The sequence below is a fragment of the Streptomyces sp. CAI-85 genome (assembly GCF_013363615.1).
Classification (GTDB): Bacteria; Actinomycetota; Actinomycetes; order Streptomycetales; family Streptomycetaceae; genus Streptomyces; species Streptomyces antibioticus_B.
The window spans coordinates 21,502-40,258 of the sequence record NZ_JAANNX010000028.1 but is presented as its reverse complement, the minus strand read 5'-3'; the positions used below and the strand labels follow the sequence as shown (position 1 = coordinate 40,258).

At 71.3% G+C, this 18,757-nt stretch carries 18 protein-coding genes; 10 read left to right on the top strand and 8 right to left on the bottom strand.

Features of this window, described 5'->3' with window-relative positions:
• The first annotated feature begins 7 nt into the window (after nt 1-7).
• From G6W55_RS25100 to G6W55_RS25080, 5 genes are all read left to right on the top strand, one after another.
• Nucleotides 8-1,351 (top strand): sugar ABC transporter substrate-binding protein, encoded by a 1,344-nt coding sequence (locus tag G6W55_RS25100; RefSeq protein ID WP_175523096.1) that lies wholly within the window; start codon nt 8-10, stop codon nt 1,349-1,351.
• 29 nt (nt 1,352-1,380) lie between these two features.
• Nucleotides 1,381-2,706, top strand: a complete 1,326-nt coding sequence (locus G6W55_RS25095) for a polysaccharide lyase family 1 protein (RefSeq protein ID WP_175523095.1) — start codon at nt 1,381-1,383, stop codon at nt 2,704-2,706.
• A 74-nt stretch (nt 2,707-2,780) separates the two neighbouring features.
• The gene (locus G6W55_RS25090) at nt 2,781-3,905 is read left to right on the top strand and encodes a pectinesterase family protein (RefSeq protein WP_175523094.1); all 1,125 of its coding nucleotides are present in this window, start codon (nt 2,781-2,783) and stop codon (nt 3,903-3,905) included.
• 60 nt (nt 3,906-3,965) lie between these two features.
• Nucleotides 3,966-4,763 carry an HAD family acid phosphatase gene (locus G6W55_RS25085; RefSeq protein WP_175523093.1) on the top strand — a complete coding sequence of 266 codons (798 nt, stop codon included), beginning with the start codon at nt 3,966-3,968 and terminating at the stop codon, nt 4,761-4,763.
• A gap of 146 nt (nt 4,764-4,909) precedes the next feature.
• Nucleotides 4,910-6,367 carry an NCS2 family permease gene (locus tag G6W55_RS25080; RefSeq protein WP_175523092.1) on the top strand — a complete coding sequence of 486 codons (1,458 nt, stop codon included), beginning with the start codon at nt 4,910-4,912 and terminating at the stop codon, nt 6,365-6,367.
• 55 nt (nt 6,368-6,422) lie between these two features.
• Here G6W55_RS25080 and G6W55_RS25075 read toward each other — a convergent pair whose 3' ends face one another.
• The 3 genes from G6W55_RS25075 to G6W55_RS25065 all read right to left on the bottom strand — a co-directional run bounded on the left by G6W55_RS25075 (nt 6,423) and on the right by G6W55_RS25065 (nt 9,242).
• Nucleotides 6,423-7,874 (bottom strand): penicillin-binding protein 2, encoded by a 1,452-nt coding sequence (locus tag G6W55_RS25075; RefSeq protein WP_175523091.1) that lies wholly within the window; start codon nt 7,872-7,874, stop codon nt 6,423-6,425.
• A gap of 100 nt (nt 7,875-7,974) precedes the next feature.
• Nucleotides 7,975-8,445 carry a GNAT family N-acetyltransferase gene (locus G6W55_RS25070; protein ID WP_175523090.1) on the bottom strand — a complete coding sequence of 157 codons (471 nt, stop codon included), beginning with the start codon at nt 8,443-8,445 and terminating at the stop codon, nt 7,975-7,977.
• 23 nt (nt 8,446-8,468) lie between these two features.
• Nucleotides 8,469-9,242: an IclR family transcriptional regulator gene (locus G6W55_RS25065; RefSeq protein WP_085213778.1), complete on the bottom strand. Its 774-nt coding sequence runs from the start codon at nt 9,240-9,242 to the stop codon at nt 8,469-8,471.
• 140 nt (nt 9,243-9,382) lie between these two features.
• On the opposite strand from G6W55_RS25065, the gene G6W55_RS25060 reads away from it, so the two are divergent.
• From G6W55_RS25060 to G6W55_RS25040, 5 genes are all read left to right on the top strand, one after another.
• Nucleotides 9,383-10,912 carry an aldehyde dehydrogenase (NADP(+)) gene (locus tag G6W55_RS25060; RefSeq protein ID WP_175523089.1) on the top strand — a complete coding sequence of 510 codons (1,530 nt, stop codon included), beginning with the start codon at nt 9,383-9,385 and terminating at the stop codon, nt 10,910-10,912.
• Nucleotides 10,913-10,954: 42 nt separating this feature from the next.
• Complete coding sequence (locus G6W55_RS25055) at nt 10,955-11,563, top strand: DUF1349 domain-containing protein (RefSeq protein ID WP_085213780.1); 609 nt, start codon at nt 10,955-10,957, stop codon at nt 11,561-11,563.
• A 74-nt stretch (nt 11,564-11,637) separates the two neighbouring features.
• Nucleotides 11,638-12,141, top strand: coding sequence for a GNAT family N-acetyltransferase (locus G6W55_RS25050; RefSeq protein WP_175523088.1), 504 nt, complete (start codon nt 11,638-11,640; stop codon nt 12,139-12,141).
• A gap of 73 nt (nt 12,142-12,214) precedes the next feature.
• Entirely contained in the window at nt 12,215-12,931 is a 717-nt protein-coding gene (locus G6W55_RS25045; RefSeq protein ID WP_175523087.1) for a DsbA family oxidoreductase, read from the top strand.
• 97 nt (nt 12,932-13,028) lie between these two features.
• On the top strand, nt 13,029-14,102 hold the full coding sequence (locus tag G6W55_RS25040) for an aminotransferase class V-fold PLP-dependent enzyme (protein ID WP_175523086.1): 1,074 nt from the start codon (nt 13,029-13,031) through the stop codon (nt 14,100-14,102).
• Here the strand turns inward: G6W55_RS25040 and thpD are convergent.
• The 5 genes from thpD to G6W55_RS25015 form a co-directional block, all read right to left on the bottom strand.
• A complete protein-coding gene (gene thpD / locus G6W55_RS25035; protein ID WP_175523085.1) occupies nt 14,086-14,979 on the bottom strand; it encodes an ectoine hydroxylase in 894 nt (297 codons plus the stop codon). The genes G6W55_RS25040 and thpD overlap by 17 nt on opposite strands.
• A 5-nt stretch (nt 14,980-14,984) precedes the next feature.
• Nucleotides 14,985-15,389: an ectoine synthase gene (locus tag G6W55_RS25030; protein WP_030791097.1), complete on the bottom strand. Its 405-nt coding sequence runs from the start codon at nt 15,387-15,389 to the stop codon at nt 14,985-14,987.
• A gap of 62 nt (nt 15,390-15,451) precedes the next feature.
• Nucleotides 15,452-16,723 (bottom strand): diaminobutyrate--2-oxoglutarate transaminase, encoded by a 1,272-nt coding sequence (ectB, locus tag G6W55_RS25025; protein ID WP_175523084.1) that lies wholly within the window; start codon nt 16,721-16,723, stop codon nt 15,452-15,454.
• Between the two features lie 11 nt (nt 16,724-16,734).
• On the bottom strand, nt 16,735-17,253 hold the full coding sequence (gene ectA / locus G6W55_RS25020) for a diaminobutyrate acetyltransferase (RefSeq protein WP_175523083.1): 519 nt from the start codon (nt 17,251-17,253) through the stop codon (nt 16,735-16,737).
• 322 nt (nt 17,254-17,575) lie between these two features.
• Nucleotides 17,576-18,676 carry an aminotransferase class V-fold PLP-dependent enzyme gene (locus G6W55_RS25015; protein WP_175523120.1) on the bottom strand — a complete coding sequence of 367 codons (1,101 nt, stop codon included), beginning with the start codon at nt 18,674-18,676 and terminating at the stop codon, nt 17,576-17,578.
• Nucleotides 18,677-18,757: the final 81 nt, after the last annotated feature.

Genomic DNA, 18,757 nt, shown 5'->3' with positions numbered 1-18,757 from the left:
CCGACACATGAAGAGCAGCAGCAACCGCAGAAACAGGCGGGCCGTCCTGGCCGTCGCCCTGGGCTCCGTGCTCGCGCTGACCGCCACCGCCTGCGGTGACGACGGCGGCGGCAGCGCGGGGGACAAGGGGGGCGAGGGCTCGGGGAAGGGCGAGATCACCTTCTGGGACAACAACGGAGGCGTGCGCACCGACATCTGGAAGGAGATCATCGCCGACTTCGAGAAGGCCCACCCCGACATCAAGGTCAAGTACGTCGGGATCCCCGCCGCGAGCGCCCAGTCCAAGTACGACACCGCCATCCAGGGCGGCGGCCTGCCCGACGTCGGCGGCGTGGGCACCGCCATGCTCGCCGAGGTCGCCGTCCAGGGCGCCCTGGAACCGCTGGACGACCGCCTGGAGAAGAGCGCGCTCGACGGCAGGCTGAGCGAGAACCTGCTGGCGGTCAGCCGTGCGGCGGGCGGCGGCGAGGAGCTGTACCAGATCCCGACCTCGTCCAACAACGGCACCCTGTGGTACCGCACGGACCTGTTCGAGAAGGCCGGTCTGGACGCCCCGACCACCTGGACCAAGTTCTACGAGGCCGCCGAGAAGCTCACCGACAAGGACAAGAACGCCTTCGGCTTCACCATCCGCGGCGGCGAGGGCTCCATCGCGCCGGCCCTGGACGCCGCGTACGGCCAGACCGGCATCGACACCTTCTGGAACGGCGACACGACCACCGTCAACGACCCGAAGATCGTCGCGGCGCTGGAGAAGTACGTCGGCCTCTACAAGAAGGCCACCCCGTCCGCCGACGTCAACAACGACTTCACCAAGATGGTCGCCCAGTGGGACAGCGGCACCATCGGCATGCTGAGCCACAACCTCGGCTCCTACCAGGACCACTTCAAGGCGCTGGGCCCGGACAAGTTCCGCGGTATCCCGAGCCCCACCCTGGACGACGGCAGCCGGGTGCAGATCTCCAACCCGGTCGACGGGCTGAGCGTCTTCAAGTCCAGCAAGAACAAGACGGCCGCCTGGACGTTCGTCGAATTCGCCGTCTCGCACGCGGAGAACTCCAAGTACAACGAGTCCGCGGGCCAGATCCCGGCGAACACCGAGGCCGCGAAGGACGCGTGGATCCAGGGGGCGGAGCCGACGAAGCTGGCCGCCGAGGCGCTGAACGGGACCGGCACGAAGATCGTGCAGCTTCCCTACTACCTGCCCGACTGGAACACCATCTCCAAGGCCGACAACGAGCCGAACTTCCAGAAGGTGCTGCTCGGAAAGATGAGCGCGAAGGACTTCCTGGACACCCTGGCCGAGCAGTTGAACGCGGCGCAGGCGGACTGGAAGAAGAACAACGGCTGACACCCGGGCATCGGAAGGAGACCCGCACCATGCGTACACCGAAGCGTCATGCACGTGCCGTCGCCGCCCTCGCGGGATGCACCGCCCTGGTGCTGTCCGCCACCGGCACCGCCTCGGCCGGCCCCCGCACCCCGGCCCACGCCCGCGACCTGGGCCGTCAGGTGCTGCCCGCGAACGACGGGTGGGCCGCGTACGGGACCGGGACGACGGGCGGGGCGGCGGCGGACGCCGCGCACGTCCACACCGTCACCACCTGGGCCCAGTTCAAGGCCGCCCTCGCCGCGGGCGGCTCCGCACCGAAGATCATCAAGGTGAAGGGCGTGATCGACGCCGTCGCCGAGGGCTGTGACTCCTTCGCCGCGCCCGGCTACGACTTCGACGCCTACCTCGCCGCCTACGCCCCCGAGACCTGGGGCCTGGACACCGATCTGACCGGCGAGCCCGACGACAGCCCCGAGGGGCTGCGGCGCGCCTCCGCCGCCGCCCAGGACCGGGCCATCAAGGCGGAGATCCCCGCCAACACCACCATCGTGGGCGTGGGCCGCGGCGCCGGCTTCAAGGGCGTCAGCCTCCAGATCAAGGGCGTCGACAATGTGATCGTCCGCAACCTCACTCTGGAGTCGCCGGTCGACTGCTTCCCGCAGTGGGACCCCACCGACGGCGCCACCGGCAACTGGAACTCCGAGTACGACACCGCCGTGGTGTACGGCTCCACCCATGTCTGGCTGGACCACAACACGTTCACCGACGGCTCCCACCCCGACAGCGCGGCCCCGACCCACTTCGGGATGCTCTACCAGCAGCACGACGGCCAACTCGACATCGTGCGCGGCGCGAACCATGTCACCGCCTCCTGGAACGTCTTCACCGAGCACGACAAGACGATCCTGATCGGCAACAGCGACAGCGAGTCGACGGCCGTCGGCGACCGGGGCCGGCTGAAGGCCACCTTCCACCACAACCTGTTCTCCGGACTGGTCGAGCGCGCGCCCCGGGTCCGCTTCGGCCAGGTCGACTCCTACAACAACCACTTCGTCGCGAACGACGACTACTCGTACAGCCTCGGCATCGGCAAGGAGTCCCAACTCGTCGCCGAGCACAACGCGTTCACCCTGCCCCCGGGGGTCAGCGCGGCCAAGGTGCTCAAGCGGTGGACCGTCGCCCCGGTCACCGCCGCGCACAATCTCGTCAACGGCCGGATCACCGACCTGATCGCCGTGCACAACGCGGAGATCCCCGCCGAGACCCTGGAGTCCGGCGCCGGCTGGACCCCGACCCTGCGCACCCGGGTCGACCCGGTGCGGTCCGTCGCCCGGATCGTCGACCGCGGCGCGGGCGCGGGACGCCTGGGCTGAACCGGCCCCCTCCACACGGCGGCCGGGCCGGTGTTCCCGCTCCGTCCCGGCCGCCCCTCCCAAGGAGCACCCGCATGCATCTGCCCTCCCGACGGCGGTTCCTCGCCACGGCCGTAGGCGCGGCCGCGGGCACCGCCGCCTTCGCCCTCCCCGCCGCCGCGTACGCGGGCCCCGGCGGACACCGCCGTCCGTTCGGCCGCTTCGGCTCTCCGGCCGCCCGCCGCACCCCGGGCACCCTGTACGTCGACCCGCTCGGCCGGGGCGACTTCACCACCGTCCAGGACGCGGTCACCGCCGCCACCGGCAGCGGCCGGACCCTCGTCCTGGCCCCGGGCGTCTACCGGGAGACGGTCCTCCTCGACCCCACCCGCACCGAGGCCACCTGGATCGGCGCCACCGAGAACGCCCGGGACACGGTCGTCGTGTACGACAACGCGGCCGGCACCCCCAAGCCGGGCGGCGGCACCCACGGCACCACCGGATCGGCCACCACGACCGTGCAGGCCGCCGGCTTCACCGCCCGCTGGATCACCTTCGCCAACGACTGGCTGCGCGCCGACCATCCCGAAACCACCGGCACCCAGGCCGTCGCCCTCAAGGTGCAGGGCGACCGCTCCGCCTTCCACCACTGCCGCTTCCTCGGCCACCAGGACACCCTGTACGCCGACTCGATCGCCGTGACCGCCGTCGCCCGGCAGTACTACGCCCACTGCTACACCGAGGGGGACGTCGACTTCGTCTTCGGGCGGGCCACCGCGGTCCATGAGCACGGCCACTTCCGCACCCTGCGCCGTACGGACCTGGCCGGGCCGCCGTACGGCTTCGTCTTCGCCCCCTCCACGGCCGGTGCCACCCCGTACGGCCATCTGGTCGTCCGGAGCCGGATCAGCAGCGCCGCCCCGGACGGGTACTTCAAGCTGGCCCGCCCCTGGGTGCCCAGCTCCGATCTCACCGCCCGCCCGAGCCTCGTCGTCCGCGACAGCCACCTCGGGCCCGGCATCGACGCGGTCGCGCCCTACGCCGACATGTCGGCCGCGTTCCCCTGGCAGGAGCAGCGGTTCGCCGAGTACCGCAACACCGGGCCGGGCGCGGCCATCACCGTCCCCGCCAACCGGCCCCAACTCACGCCCGAACAGGCCGAGTCCGCCACCCGTGCCGCGTACCTCGGCGACTGGGAGCCGTGGAAGAAGGTTGCTTGACCCGGTTTTTGCCCGTCGGGGCTCGCGCCGTTGGGGGTGACGCGCGTAGAAAGCTGTGTCATGCAAAAGTCACTGCGTTTCGCGGCCGCCACCGCCGCCGCTGTCGTCGCCGGTGCCGCCCTCTACGGTGCCGGCGCGGCCACCGCCGGGCAGTCCACGGCGAACTCGACCCACGAGCCGTACAACATCGGCGTGCTGGTCAAGGACATCGACACCTACTACGGCACCACGGCCGACGCGAACGGCGTCTACCAGGCGTCGCCGACGAGCCCGTACGCGAAGGACCTCGCGGCGATCGACAAGGCCGCGAAGAAGTACATCGACCAGGCGGCCCGCAAGGCCCTGCACCAGGGGAAGAAGCCCGCGGTCGTCTTCGACATCGACGACACGCTGCTGCTCAGCCTGGACTACGAGAAGCGCTACAACTACACGTACAACTCGGCCACTTGGGCCGCCTACGTCGACCGGGCGGACCGTCCCGAGGTCTTCGGCAGCCCCGGCCTCGTGCGGTACGCCGCGAAGCGGGGCGTCACGGTCTTCTACAACTCCGGGCTGAGCGAGGCACAGCGCTCGGCGGCCGTCGCCAACCTGACGAAGGTCGGCGCGGACGTGAACCTCGACGCCGGGCACATGTTCCTCAAGAACGCCGCCAACCCGCCGTCCTATCTGAGCGGTTGCGCCACGCCCGGCACCTGGACCTGCACGACCGTGCAGTACAAGGCGGGCACCCGCCGGCACATCGAGCGCGACCTCGGCTACGACATCGTCGCCAACTTCGGCGACCAGTACTCGGACCTCGACGGCGGCTACGCCGACCGCACGTACAAGCTGCCGAACCCGACGTACTTCGTCGGCTAGCCGTACCTCCCCGCGCGGCCCCACGGCCGCGCGGGGCGGCGGCGGGGCCCGATCCGTAACACGGCGAAAACCTGAACCGGGTTTGACGCGTACACAATCCAGCCAGCATCCGCACACGATCACCTGGCAGCGAGGAGCGACGCGTCATGTCCGAGACCAAGCAGGCGGCCGACCGGGGGAGCGCACCACCTCCGTCGGCGAACGGCGTCGACCGGTTCTTCAGGATCTCCGCACGGGGGTCCACCTTCGGCCGGGAGATACGCGGCGGCTTCGCCACGTTCTTCACCATGGCCTACATCCTCGTCCTGAACCCCCTCATCCTCGGCAGCGCGAAGGACAAGTACGGCCACTCGCTCGACTTCGTCCAGCTCACCACAGCCACCGCCCTGGTGGCAGCCGTGATGACGATCATCATGGGCGTCGCCGGCAATCTGCCGCTCGCGCTCGCCGCCGGACTCGGCCTGAACGCCGTGGTCGCCTTCCAGATCGCCCCGCTGATGAGCTGGGACGACGCGATGGGCCTCGTGGTCCTGGAGGGGCTGCTGATCTGCGCGCTGGTGCTGACCGGTCTGCGCGAGGCCGTCATGCACGCGATCCCGCAGCCCCTCAAGCAGGCGATCAGCGTCGGCATCGGCCTCTTCATCGCGTTCATCGGCCTGGTCGACGCCGGTTTCGTCAGCCGTGTCCCGGACGCCGGCGGCACCACCGTGCCCGTCCAGCTCGGCGGCGCGGGCACCCTGTCCGGCTGGCCCGTCCTGGTGTTCTGCCTCGGGGTGCTGCTGACCTTCGGACTGCTCGCCCGCAAGGTCAAGGGCGCCCTCCTGATCAGCATCGTGACCATGACCGTGCTCGCGATCGTCATCGACTCGCTCGCCGACATCGAGTCCTGGGGCCTCACCACCCCGTCCTGGCCCGACAAGATCGTTGACACCCCCGACTTCGGACTGCTCGGCGACTTCAGCCTGTTCGGCGCGTTCGGCGCCCCCGGCGTCGGGATCGTCACCGTCGTCCTGCTGATCTTCACCCTGATCCTGTCGGACTTCTTCGACACCATGGGCACGGTGGTCGGCATCAGCGCGGAGGCCGGGCTGCTCGACGAGGAGGGCAAGGTCCCGAACCTCGGCCGGGTGCTGTTCATCGACGGGGTGGCGGCGGCCGCGGGCGGCGCGGCCTCGTCGTCCTCCGCGACCTCCTACATCGAGTCCGCGGCCGGTGTCGGCGAGGGCGCGCGCACCGGTTTCTCCAACCTGGTCACCGGCTCCCTGTTCGCGCTGGCGCTGTTCCTGACGCCGGTCCTGACGATCGTCCCGCTCCAGGCGGCCGCGCCCGCCCTGGTCGCCGTCGGCTTCCTGATGATGACCCAGGTCAAGAACATCGAGTGGGACCGGTACGAGATCGCCGTCCCCGCCTTCCTCACCATCGCCGTGATGCCGTTCACCTACTCGATCACCAACGGCATCGGCGCCGGCTTCCTGGCCTACGTCGTGATCAAGACGGTGCTGGGCAGGGCCAAGGAGGTCCACTGGCTGCTGTGGCTGACCTCGGCGCTGTTCCTGGTGTACTTCGCGATCGACCCCGTCGAACAGTTGCTCGGTGTGAAGTGAGGCGCGCGGCGCGGCCGGCCCGAGTGGATCGCGCCGGCCGCGCCGCCTCTCGCGCCTATCCGTCCAGCGCGGCCTTCATCATGGCGCGGGCGACGGGGGCCGCCAGGCCGTTGCCGCTGACCTCCGAGCGGGCCGCGTCCGACTGCTCGACGACCACCGACACGGCGACGCTCCTGCCGCCGGCCGACCCGTACGAGGTGAACCAGGCGTACGGCGCCTTGCTGTTGTTCTCGCCGTTCTGCGCGGTGCCCGTCTTGCCGCCGACGGTGACGCCGTCGATCCGCGCGTTGGTGCCGGTGCCCTTCTCCACGACCGTTTCCATCGCCGACCGGAGCTGCTCGGCGGTGCCGGAGCTGATGACACGGGTGCTCGACGCGTCGTCGTCGTAGTCCTTGAGCACATCGCCGCCGCCGTCGGTGATCTGGGAGACCATGTGCGGCGAGACCAGCTCGCCGTCGTTCGCGATCACGGCCGACACCATGGCCATCTGGAGCGGGGTCGCCGTCACGTCGAACTGGCCGATGCCCGTCAGCGCGGTGGACGAGGCGTCCATCCCGGTCGGGTACACGCTCGCGTACGCCCGCACCGGCACGTCGAGCGTCTCGTCGTTGAAGCCGAACTTCTCGGCCATGGCCCGCAGCTTGTCCTGTCCGAGCTGGACGGCGAGATGCGCGAAGACGTTGTTGCAGGAGTACTGGAGCGCCACCCGGATCGTGGCGTCCTCGCAGGGCGCGGAGGCGTTCTCGTTGCGCAGGACCGTCCGGGTGCCCGGCAGGGTGTAGGGGTCCTCGCTGTCGGTCCTCTCGTCCACCGAGGAGTACAGCCCCTCCTCCAGCGCGGCGGCCGCCACCACCAGCTTGAACGTCGAGCCCGGCGCCAGCGGCTGGCGCAGCGCCCGGTTGGTGAGCGGCTTGTCGGCGTCCGCGGTCAGCTTCTTCCAGGCGGCCCCCGCGGTGTTGGCGTCGGTCAGCGCCGACGGGTCGTACGACGGGGTGGAGACGACCGCGAGGATCCTGCCGGTCGCCGGGTCGATCGCGACGGCCGCGCCCTTCTTGTCGCCCAGCGCCTCGTACGCCGCCTTCTGCACGTCCGGCTCGATGGTCGTGACCACGTCACCGGGGTCGGCCCGCTTGCCGGTGACCGTGTCCGTCACGGTCTTCAGCCGGGTGTCCGTGCCGTTGAGCAGGCTCTGGTAGATGCCTTCGAGCTGGGTGGGCGCGTAGCTCTGCGAGGCGTAGCCCGTCACCGCCGCGTACAGCTCGCCGTCGGTGTAGGTGCGCTTGTATCTGAGGTCGCCGCCCGAGGTGGGGGCCGAGCCGGTGACCGCCTTACCGGCCACGACGATGTTCCCGAGCGGTGCCGCGTACGTCGCGATCGCGGTGCGCCGGTTGTCCTTGTCGTCCGCGAGCGCCCGGCCTTCGTAGAACTGCACCCAGGTCGCCCGGACCAGCAGGGCGAGCACCAGCAGCAGCGCGAAGACCGAGGCGCGCCTGATCGTCTTGTTCATTGCGAACAGGAAGACGAGCGGAGAGCGGCGAATCGTTCCGTCCGCCCGCTTTTCTCATCTTTCTCATCGTGCCTTCGGCCGGGGGCACGCTGGGGCGCGCTCACCCCTCCAGCCGCAGCACGACCTCCTCGATCTCCGCGCCGCGCGCCTGCGCGAACCCGGAGGTCCGCTCCGTCGCGCGGAACCCGCACTTCTCCAGGACCCGCAGCGACCCGGCGTTGTCGGCGGCGGCCCGCGCGAACAGCGGCCGCTCCGTGACCTCGGCCAGCAGCGCCCGCAGCGCGGCCGTCGCGATGCCGCGGCCCCAGTACGCCCGGTCGATCCAGTACGTCACCTCGCGCTCGCCCGGCTCCCCGTACACCGCCGCGCTGCCGACCACGTCCCCGTCGGCCAGGACCGCGCGGTTCACGGCGGTCGAGGCGCGGATCCGCTCCCAGTGGGCGTCGAAGGCGTCCCGGTCCTGCGGGTCCTTCGGGGTGAACGCGGCCATCACGAGGGCCTCGGGGTCGTTCAACTGCCGGAAGAACACCGGCAGATCACTGTCGTGCACGGGGCGCAGGGCGATTTCCATGCCGAGAGCCTACGTCCGCCGGCTCAGAGCCGCCGGGTCGCCAGGGTCAGCCGGTCGCGGGCGTCGAACAGGGCGTCCTTGACCATCTGTTCGTGCGCGGGCGTCAGCCGGGCCACCGGCACCGAACAACTGATCGCGTCCCGGGCCGGCGTGCGGTACGGGATCGCCACGCCGAAGCAGCGCAGCCCGAGGGTGTTCTCCTCCCGGTCCACCGCGAACCCCTGCTCGCGCACCTGGTGCAGCTCCTCGATGAGCTTCTCCCGGTCGGTGATGGTGTGCTCGGTGAGCGCCGGGAGGGTCTCCGGGAGCAGCTTGCGCACCTGCTCGTCGCTGTAGGTGCTCAGCAGCGCCTTGCCCAGCGAGGTGGAGTGCGCGGGCAGCCGGCGGCCGACCCGGGTGAAGGGGCGCAGATAGTGCTGCGACTGGCGGGTGGCGAGGTAGACGACGTTGGTGCCGTCGAGCCGGGCCAGGTGGATGGTCTCGGTGGTGTCGTCCGAGAGCCGGTCCAGGGTGGGGCGGGCGGCCGCGACCACCTCGTCGCCGTCGATGTAGGAGGTGCCGACCAGCAGGGCGCGCACCCCGATGCCGTACCGCGTGCCGGTGGCGTCCGTCTCCACCCAGCCCAGCTCCACCAGGGTGCGCAGCAGCATGTAGAGGCTGGACTTGGGGTAGCCGACGGCCTCCTGGACCGACGCGAGGGAGTGCATCCCGGGGCGGCCGGCGAAGTATTCGAGCAGCTCAACCGTCCGCACCGCGGACTTGACCTGCGCTCCGCCCCCCGTCTCGACAGCCGACATCGCCCTTGACCCCTTCGTTCGACGGGAAATAGTCTCCAGCGTATTCACCATCAGAGACAGCGTTCAGTATATCGAACGAGCTGGTGGGGAACGAGCCTGAGGGCGAACGATCCTGAACCCAGCACGTGGAGGGACCCGCGGTGGCAGCAGCACCAGTCTGGAGTGTCGACCCCCGAACCGGGAAGCAGCGGGAACAGGTTGCGGTGGAGGCGACGGCCCAGGAGGTGGACACCGTCGTCCGCGCGGCGCACGCCACCCGCGCCGCCCTCGCCGACCGCGGTGTCCGCGCCGCGTTCCTGCGGGCCGCGGCCGCCCGTCTGGAGGCGGCCAGGGACCTGCTCGTGGAGGTGGCCGACGCCGAGACCGCGCTCGGCCCGGTCCGGCTCAACGGCGAACTCGCCCGCACCTGCTACCAGCTCCGCGCCTTCGCCGGCCTCGTCGAGGAGGGCGCCTTCCTGGACGTCGTCATCGACCACCCCGACGACACCGCCACCCCGCCGGTTCCCGACCTGCGCCGCTACAAGGTGCCGCTCGGGGTCGTCGCCGTCTACGCGGCCTCCAACTTCCCCTTCGCCTTCTCCGTCGCCGGCGGCGACACCGCGAGCGCGCTGGCGGCCGGCAACCCGGTCGTCGTCAAGGCGCACCCCGACCACCCGGGCCTGTCCGAGCTGGTCGCCAAGGTGCTGCGCACCGCCGCCGCCGAGCAGGGTGTCCCCGAGGGGGTGCTCGGCCTGGTGCACGGCTTCGAGGCGGGCGTCGAGCTGATCGGGCACCCGCTGGTGGCCGCGGCCGGGTTCACCGGGTCCGTGCGGGGCGGCCGGGCGCTGTTCGACGCGGCGGCGGCCCGTCCGGTGCCGATCCCGTTCCACGGCGAGCTGGGCTCGCTCAACCCGGTCGTGGTGACCGAGGAGGCGGCCGCGGAGCGCGCGGAGGCCATCGGCGCCGGGCTCGCCGGGTCGATGACGCTGGGCGTCGGCCAGTTCTGTGTGAAGCCGGGCCTGGTCCTCGTGCCGTCCGGCGCGGCCGGCGACGGGCTGCTCAAGTCGCTCACGGACGCGGTCAGCGCCACCGAGGCGGGCGTCCTGCTCGACCACCGGATGCGGGACAACTTCGTCGCCGGGGTCGCCGAGCGGGCCGCGCTGCCCGACGTGGAGTCGCCGGTGACGCCCGGCGCGGGCGGCGAGCACACCGTCAGCGCGGGCTTCCTGACCGTGCCCGCGGCCCGGCTGGCCGACGGCGGCGACCACGATCTGCTCCTGGAGGAGTGCTTCGGCCCGGTCACCGTCGTGGCCCGCTACGAGGACGACGACGAGGTCAGGGCCGTCCTGTCGCGGCTGCCCGGCAACCTCACGGCGACCGTCCAGCTCTCCGAGGCGGAGGCCGCGGGCGCCGGACGGGGCGGCGAGATCCTCGCCGAACTGACCCCGCTCGCCGGACGCGTGCTGGTCAACGGCTGGCCGACCGGGGTCGCCGTCGCCCCGGCCCAGCACCACGGCGGCCCGTACCCGGCGACGACGTCCACCTCGACCTCGGTCGGCGGCACGGCGATCGAGCGGTGGCTGCGGCCGGTCGTCTACCAGAACACCCCGGCGGCGCTGCTGCCGCCGGAACTGCGCGACGAGAACGAGCTGGGACTGCCCCGGCGGTACGACGGACGGCTCGAACGCTGACCTCGCGGCCCGGGGTCCGGCCCCCGGCTGGATAATCGGGCCATGGACGTCGAGCTTCCCGAACTGCCTTTCCCCTTGCGGACCTACGGGCCCGACGGGCACTGGTCCTACGAGGACGGTGTGCTCACCGGATGGGCCGGGCCGCGGCAGGACCGTTTCGTGCCGCCCACCGGGGAGGCACTGGAGCCCGCCGGGGACGCGCCGCGCCTGCTGGGCGCGCCCGAGGGCGACTTCCAGCTCATCGCCCGCGTCACCGTCGGCTTCAACTTCGCCTTCGACGCGGGGGTGTTGTACGTCCATGTCGGGGAACGCGCCTGGGCCAAGCTGTGCCTGGAGTACTCCCCGGACGTGCCCACCGTCTGCACGGTCGTCACCCGGGGACACTCCGACGACGCCAACTCCTTCACCGTGGAAGGCAGTTCGGTCTGGCTGCGGGTCAGCCGCACCGGCCGGGCCTTCGCCTTCCACGCCTCCCGCGACGGCCTGCGCTGGACCTTCGTCCGGCTGTTCACGCTGGGCGACGAGAAGGAGACCGACGCCGCGCTGGTCGGCTTCATGACCCAGTCGCCGCTGGGCCAGGGCTGTGTGGTGACGTACGACCACCTCGCCTACCGCCCCGCCTGGCCGGACGACCTCCGCGACGGCGGCTGACCCCCTCGGCCGCGCCGGGCCGGGCCGGGCCGCCCGTACGGAACCGGACAGGCGGCCGGAACGTCCTCCGTTGCATGATCGGAGAACGCCCCGGCACGGGCACCGTCATCCGCACCGTGGTGCCCGCCGAGACGGGCACCGTCGTCGCGCTCCACGCCCGGGCCCGCGCCACCTACTACCCGGACGGCATCCCGCAGGACGGCACGGACTGGGCCGCCGTCTGGCACGCGGCGATCACCCGTCCCGACGGACAGGTGCTGTGCGCCGTCCGCGCGGGCCGGATCGCCGGCCTCGCCTCCTTCCGGGTGCCGGAGGGGGCGGACACGGACACGGTCAAGCTGTTCCAGTTCCACGTCGACCCCGACCACTGGCGCACCGGCGTCGGCACCGCCCTGCACGCCGCGTGCGTGGAGCAGTGGCGCGCGGACGGCCACCGGACGGCCGTGCTCGACGTCCACACCGACAACCACCGCGCCCAGGCGTTCTACGCCCGCCAGGGCTGGACCCCCGACCCGGCCCACCCGCCGGCCGAGGGCGACCACCATCTCTTCCTGCGGTTCCCGGTGCACGGGGAATGAAAGCGACCGGTTGAAGGTTCACACACCGGGCGGAGAACGTCTCCGCACCCCTGTGAACCGGAGAGAGCCGAGAATGCGCGTCGAGATCTGGAGCGACATCGCCTGCCCCTGGTGCTACGTGGGCAAGGCCCGCTTCGAGAAGGCGCTCGCGGCCTTCCCGCACCGTGACCGGGTCGAGGTGGTGCACCGCTCCTTCGAGCTGGACCCCGGCCGGGCCAAGGGCGACGTCCAGCCCGTGATCACGATGCTCACCAAGAAGTACGGCATGAGCGAGGCACAGGCCCGGGCCGGCGAGGAGAACCTCGGCACGCAGGCCGCAGCCGAGGGCCTCGACTACCGCACCGAGGGCCGCGACCACGGCAACACCTTCGACCTGCACCGCCTGCTGCACCTCGCCAAGGAGCACGGACGGCAGGACGAGCTGATCCAGATCCTCTACCGGGCCAACTTCGCCGAGGAGCGCTCCCTGTTCACCGAGGGCGACGAACGGCTCGTCGAGCTGGCCGTCGAGGCCGGACTGGACGCCGGCACCGTCCGCGCGGTGCTCGCCGACCCCACGGCCTACGCCGACGACGTCCGGGCCGACGCCCGCGAGGCCGCCCAGCTCGGCGCGAACGGCGTCCCCTTCTTCGTCCTCGACCGCACCTACGGCGTCTCCGGCGCCCAGCCCGCCGAGGTCTTCACCCAGGCGCTCACCCAGGCATGGGGCGACCGCTCCCCGCTGAAGATCGTCGACGACGGCGGCGCGGAAGCCTGCGGCCCGGACGGCTGCGCGGTCCCGCAGACCTGAGAAGCGGCAGGTCGGAGCGTACGTATAAGCGGCGCTTGGAGACATCGCGCAGAAATCGGCAATGGACGGGGACATCCATCGGCCCCACAGTGGAGCCATGGAGACCTTCGAGACCCTCGTCCGCGCCGAGTTCGCCCCGAAGAACACCTTCCTCAACACCGCGAGCAACGGACTGCTGCCGGCCCGCGCCGTCACGGCCCTGCACGAGGCCGTACGGCTGCGGGCCGAGGGCCGGCCGCTGACCCCGCTCTACGCCGACGTCGAGGCGGCCCGTGCCTGCTTCGCCCGGCTCGCCGGAGTCGCCGTGGACCGGGTGGCGGCCGGGGCCTCGGTCGCCGCGCACACCGGGGTGATCGCCGCCTCGCTGCCCGCGGGCGCCGAGGTCCTCACCGCCGAGGACGACTTCACCTCCGTCCTCAACCCGTTCCACGTCCGCGGCGACCTCAAGGTGCGCGCCGTGCCCCTGGAGCGGATCGCCGAGTCCGTGCGGCCCGGCACCGCGCTCGTCGCGGTCAGCGCCGCGCAGTCCGCCGACGGACGGCTCGCCGACCTGGCCGCGCTGCGCGAGGCGGCCCGCGAGCACGGCGCCCGGACCTACGTCGACTGCTCACAGTCCGCCGGCTGGCTGCCCACGGACGCCGCCGCCGACGACTACACCGCCACCGTCGGCTTCAAGTGGCTGCTCGGCCCGCACGGCGCGGCCTTCCTCGTCGTCCCCGAGGACCTCGGCGGGCTCTCCCCGGTCCTGGCCGGCTGGGTCGCCGGCGAGCGGCCCTGGGAGAGCTGCTACGGCCCCGTCACCGAACTCGCCCGCTCCGCCCGCCGGTTCGACATCAGCCACGCCCTCTTCAGCTACGCCGGACTGCGCCGCTCCCTCGAACTCGTCGAGGAACTCGGCGTGGACGCCGTGCACGCCCACGACGTACGGCTCGCCGACCGCTTCCGTGAGGGCCTCGCCTCCCTCGGACACGAGACCGTGCCCGCCCCCGGCTCCGCGATCGTGTCCGTCCCCGGACTGGGGCACCGCCAGGCGGAGTTGAGCGCGGCGGGCATCGAGGTCTCCGACCGCGCCGGCCATCTGCGCGCCTCGTTCCACCTCTACAACACGGACGCCGACGTCGACCGTCTGCTGGACGTGCTCGGCGGGCGGCGGCTCAGCGCACCGGAGTGAAGTCCCGGGCACCGATGTACTCCGGGCGGCGCACGGGCGCCGCGAACGGCTCCACCGCCGTGTTCTCCACGCTGTTGAACACGATGAAGACATTGCTGCGCGGGAACGGTGTGATGTTGTCCCCGGAGCCGTGCATGCAGTTGCAGTCGAACCAGGTCGCCGACCCGGCCGGGCCGGTGAACAGCCGGATGCCGTACTCACCGGCCAGTTCGGTCAGCGCCTCGTCCGACGGGGTGCCCGCGTCCTGCATCTGGAGCGACTTCTTGTAGTTGTCCTTCGGCGTCGCCCCGGCGCACCCGAGGAACGTCCGGTGCGAACCCGGCATGATCATCAGGCTGCCGTTGGTGTCGCGGTTCTCGGTCAGCGCGATCGACACGGACACGGTCCGCATGCTCGGCAGCCCGTCCTCCGCGTGCCAGGTCTCGAAGTCGGAGTGCCAGTAGAAGCCCCCGGCGCCGAAGCCCGGCTTGACGTTGATCCGCGACTGGTGGACGTACACGTCCGAGCCGAGGATCTGCCGGGCCCGCCCGACGAGCCGCTCGTCCCGCACCAGCGAGGCGAACACCGGACTCAGCCTGTGCACCTCGAACACGGACCGGATCTCCTGCGAGCGCGGCTCCACGATCGACCGCGGGTCCGCCCGCACCTGGGGGTCGGAGACCAGCCGCTCCAGCTCGCGCCGGCAGACGGTCACCTCGTCGTCGCTGATCAGCCGGTCGACGGTGAGGAAGCCGTCGCGTTCGTACGCCGCGAGACCGGCCGCGGGGACCGGGCCCGGGGTGCCGGGCGGGCCCCAGACGACCGGGTCCCGCCGGGGCACGGACACCTCGGTGGTGCCGCGGGTGGGGTAGAGATCGGTGACGGTGGTGGTGGTCATGACGGTCACACCTCCTCGGGTTCGGTGAGCAGCGGGTAGACGCCGTTCTCGTCGTGGTCCTCCCGCCCGGTCACCGGGGGGTTGAACACGCAGAGGCAGCGGAAGTCCTCCTGGACGCGCAGCGTGTGCCGCTCGTGTCCGTCGAGGAGGTACATGGTCCCGGGAGTGATCGTGTGGGTTCTCCCGGTCTCGTGGTCGGTGAGTTCGGCGGCTCCCTCGACGCAGACCACGGCCTCGACATGGTTGGCGTACCACATCGACGTCTCGGTGCCCGCGTACAGGACCGTCTCGTGCAGGGAGAATCCGACCCGCTCCCGGGCGAGCACGATCCGCTTGCTCTCCCAGGTGCCGGACGCGGACCGCACATGGCGGTCGGTGCCCTCGATGTCCTTGAACGAACGGACGATCACGGTCGCTCCTTTCGCTTCAGCTTTCGCTCTCGTGTCGGTCAGATGGCCAGACGGCCAGACGGTCAGGCGGTCTCGCGGACGGCGCGGGCCACGACGCTCAGCCCCTCGTCCAGCTCCTCCGGCGTGATGGTCAGGGCCGGCAGCAGCTTGACGACCTCGCTCTCCGGCCCCGACGTCTCGATCAGCAGCCCGAGTTCGAAGGCCCGGCTAGCCACCCGCCCGGCGCGTTCCTTGTCGTGGAACTCCAGACCCCACACCAGCCCCCGCCCGCGGTACTCCTTCACATCGGCGAGGTTCTCCTCGGTGATCGAGATGAGCCCCTCCTCGATCTGCTCGCCGCGCGCCCGGGTCTGCTTCTCCATGGCCGCCCCGTCGGTCCAGTACGCCTCCAGCGCGGCGGTGGCGGTCACGAACGCCGGGTTGTTGCCGCGGAAGGTGCCGTTGTGCTCGCCCGGCTCCCAGACGTCCAGCTCCGGCCGGAACAGGCAGAGGGACATGGGCAGTCCGTAGCCGCTGATGGACTTGGACACCGTGACGATGTCGGGGACGATCCCGGACTCCTCGAAGGAGAAGAACGCCCCGGTGCGCCCGCAGCCCATCTGGATGTCGTCGACGATCAGCAGCATGTCCTGCCGCTCGCACAACTCCTTGAGCGCGCGCAGCCATTCGGGCCGGGCCACATTGATGCCGCCCTCGCCCTGCACGGTCTCCACGATCACCGCGGCCGGCTTGTTGAGCCCCGACCCCTGGTCCTCCAGCAGCCGTTCGAACCACAGGAAGTCGGGGACCGTGCCCTCGAAGTAGTTGTCGAACGGCATCGGCGTCCCGTGCACCAGCGGTATCCCGGCGCCCGCCCGCTTGAAGGCGTTGCCGGTCACCGCGAGCGACCCGAGGGACATGCCGTGGAAGGCGTTGGTGAACGACACGATCGCCTCGCGCCCCTTCACCTTCCGGGCCAGCTTCAGCGCGGCCTCCACCGCGTTGGTCCCGGTCGGCCCCGGGAACATCACCTTGTACGGCAGATCGCGCGGCCGCAGCACCAGGTCCTGGAAGGTGTTCAGGAACGTCCGCTTGGCGACGGTCGACATGTCGAGCCCGTGCGTGACGCCGTCGCGCAGCAGATAGTCGATCAACGCCCGTTTCAGCACCGGGTTGTTGTGGCCGTAGTTGAGCGATCCGGCCCCGGCGAAGAAGTCCAGGTGACGGCGGCCGTCCTCGTCGTACATGACGCTGCCCTGCGCGCGGTCGAAGACGGCGGGCCAGCTCCGGCAGTAGCTGCGCACCTCGGATTCGAGGGTCTCGAAGACACTGAGGTCGGGCTGGGTGATGGTCATGGTGTCGCTCCTCAACTCGAGAACGGGCCGATGCGGTACAGGACTTCGGGGTCGTGCGGACCGTCCGGGAACAGCCCCGCGCCGAACAGGACCTCGCGGCGGACGGGCGCCCCGTGCCGGGCGGCGTACGAGGTGAACAGCCGCTCGGAGGCGGTGTTGCCCGGGGTGATCGTGGTCTCGACGGTGGTGAGCGGGGCGGTGTGCGCACGCTCGGCGGCGATCCGCGCGGTCAGCGCGTCGAGCAGCGCGGCGGCGAGACCGCGGCCCCGGTGCGCCCGGTCCACGGCCACCTGCCAGACCAGCAGGGTCCCCGGGGCGTCCGGCCGTACGTACCCGGTGACGAAACCGACCGCTTCGCCGTCCTCGTCGCGGGCCACCGCGGAGGTGGCGGCGAAGTCACGGCACCACAGCAGATAGCTGTAGGAGGAGTTCAGATCGAGCGTTCCGGACTCCTTGGCGATACGCCAGATGGCGGCCCCGTCCGCCACCGACGGGAGGTCGATTCGCAGGTCTGCTTGTGCGGCAGTCATGCGGAAGGAACTTACCCAGCGAAATTCGATATCGCATGGAGGGCCGGTGGGGATCGCGTGATGCGGGGGAGGCGGGAGGAAGTTATGGGGCGTTTTGCACCCCGCATAAGGTGCAAAAATGCGCACCTGTGGAATGGATCACGTACGCGGAATCGCCCGGAAAATCCCCGGGTTTACCTCCGGGAAATCAGGGCAGGAGCACTAGGGAAATCTATCCGAAGCGAATTCCGGTGAATTTGATATTCGGTCGCCTTGAATTCAGCGCTTCAGCGCTTCAGCGCTTCAGCGCTTCAGCGCTTCAGCGCTTCAGCGCTTCAACGCGTCAGCGCCAGGCCGCTTCCGCCGCCTTCAGCGCCGCCGGCAGATCGGTCGTCAGACCCCGTTCCGTCAGGGCCGCCGCGAGCGCCGTCAGGGCGGCGCGGACCGTGGCGAGGGTGGCGGCCGGGCCGTAGTGGTTGACGCGGATCATCTCCGCGGCCAGCGCGCCACCGCCCGCGGCCAGCGGAAGCGTGGTGTCGGCGGCCAGGGCGTGGGCCACCAGCTCCGCGGCCGGCGCCCCCGCCGGTGCCCGCAGGGTCGTGGCGACCGGCGCCGCGTCCCGCGCCTCGTACACGTACGGTTCGAGACCGCCGCCCAGCGCCGCCGCGCCCGCGCGGGTCGCCGCCGCGGCGGAGGCGTGGCGGGCCGTCACCGTCTCCAGGCCGTCCGCCTCGATCCGCTCGACGCACGCCTCCAGACCGAGCATCTCCAACTGCGCCGGGGCGTGCGGCAGGGCCTTGCGGCCGCCGTCCAGCCAGCGTTCCTTCCAGTCCAGCAGCGAGAGGTACGAGCGGCGCGGCGCCCGGGGGTTCGCGGCCATCCGCGCCCACGCCCGCTCGCTCACCGACACCGCCGACACCCCGGCGGGGCCGCCCATCGCCTTCTGCGCGCCGATCACGCACAGGTCCACGCCCCACGCGTCCGGCAGCACCGGCTCGGCCCCGACCGAGGCCACGGCGTCCAGATAGAACAGCGCGCCCTGCTCCCGCACCACCGCGCCGATCTCCGCGACCGGGTTGGTGTTGCCCGTGGCCGCCTCCGCGTGCACCAGCGAGACGAAGTCGATCTCCGGGTGCGCGGCGAACGCCTCCCGGATCTGCGCGGCCGTCACCGCCGTGTGGAAGGGCACCGCCAGATCGATCACCGTGGCGCCGCAGTCGCGCAGCCAGTCCCCGAAGGTCTGCCCGTAGGGGCCGGTGATCACGTTCAGGGCCGTGGTGCCGGGACCCGCGGCCGCCCGGATCGCCCCCTCCAGCGGCAGCAGCGCCTCGCCCTGCATGATCACGACGTCCTGTCCGGTGCCCAGCAGCCGGGCCACCCGGTCCTCGATCGACGCGAAGCGCGCGGCGCTGAGCGGGGCCAGGTCCAGGAACGGGTGTGTCACGACGGTGCTCTCTTCGACGTACGGGGTAGAGGTGACGAGAGTATCCGCCCCCACCCGCGCCCCCACGCACACCGCCGACCG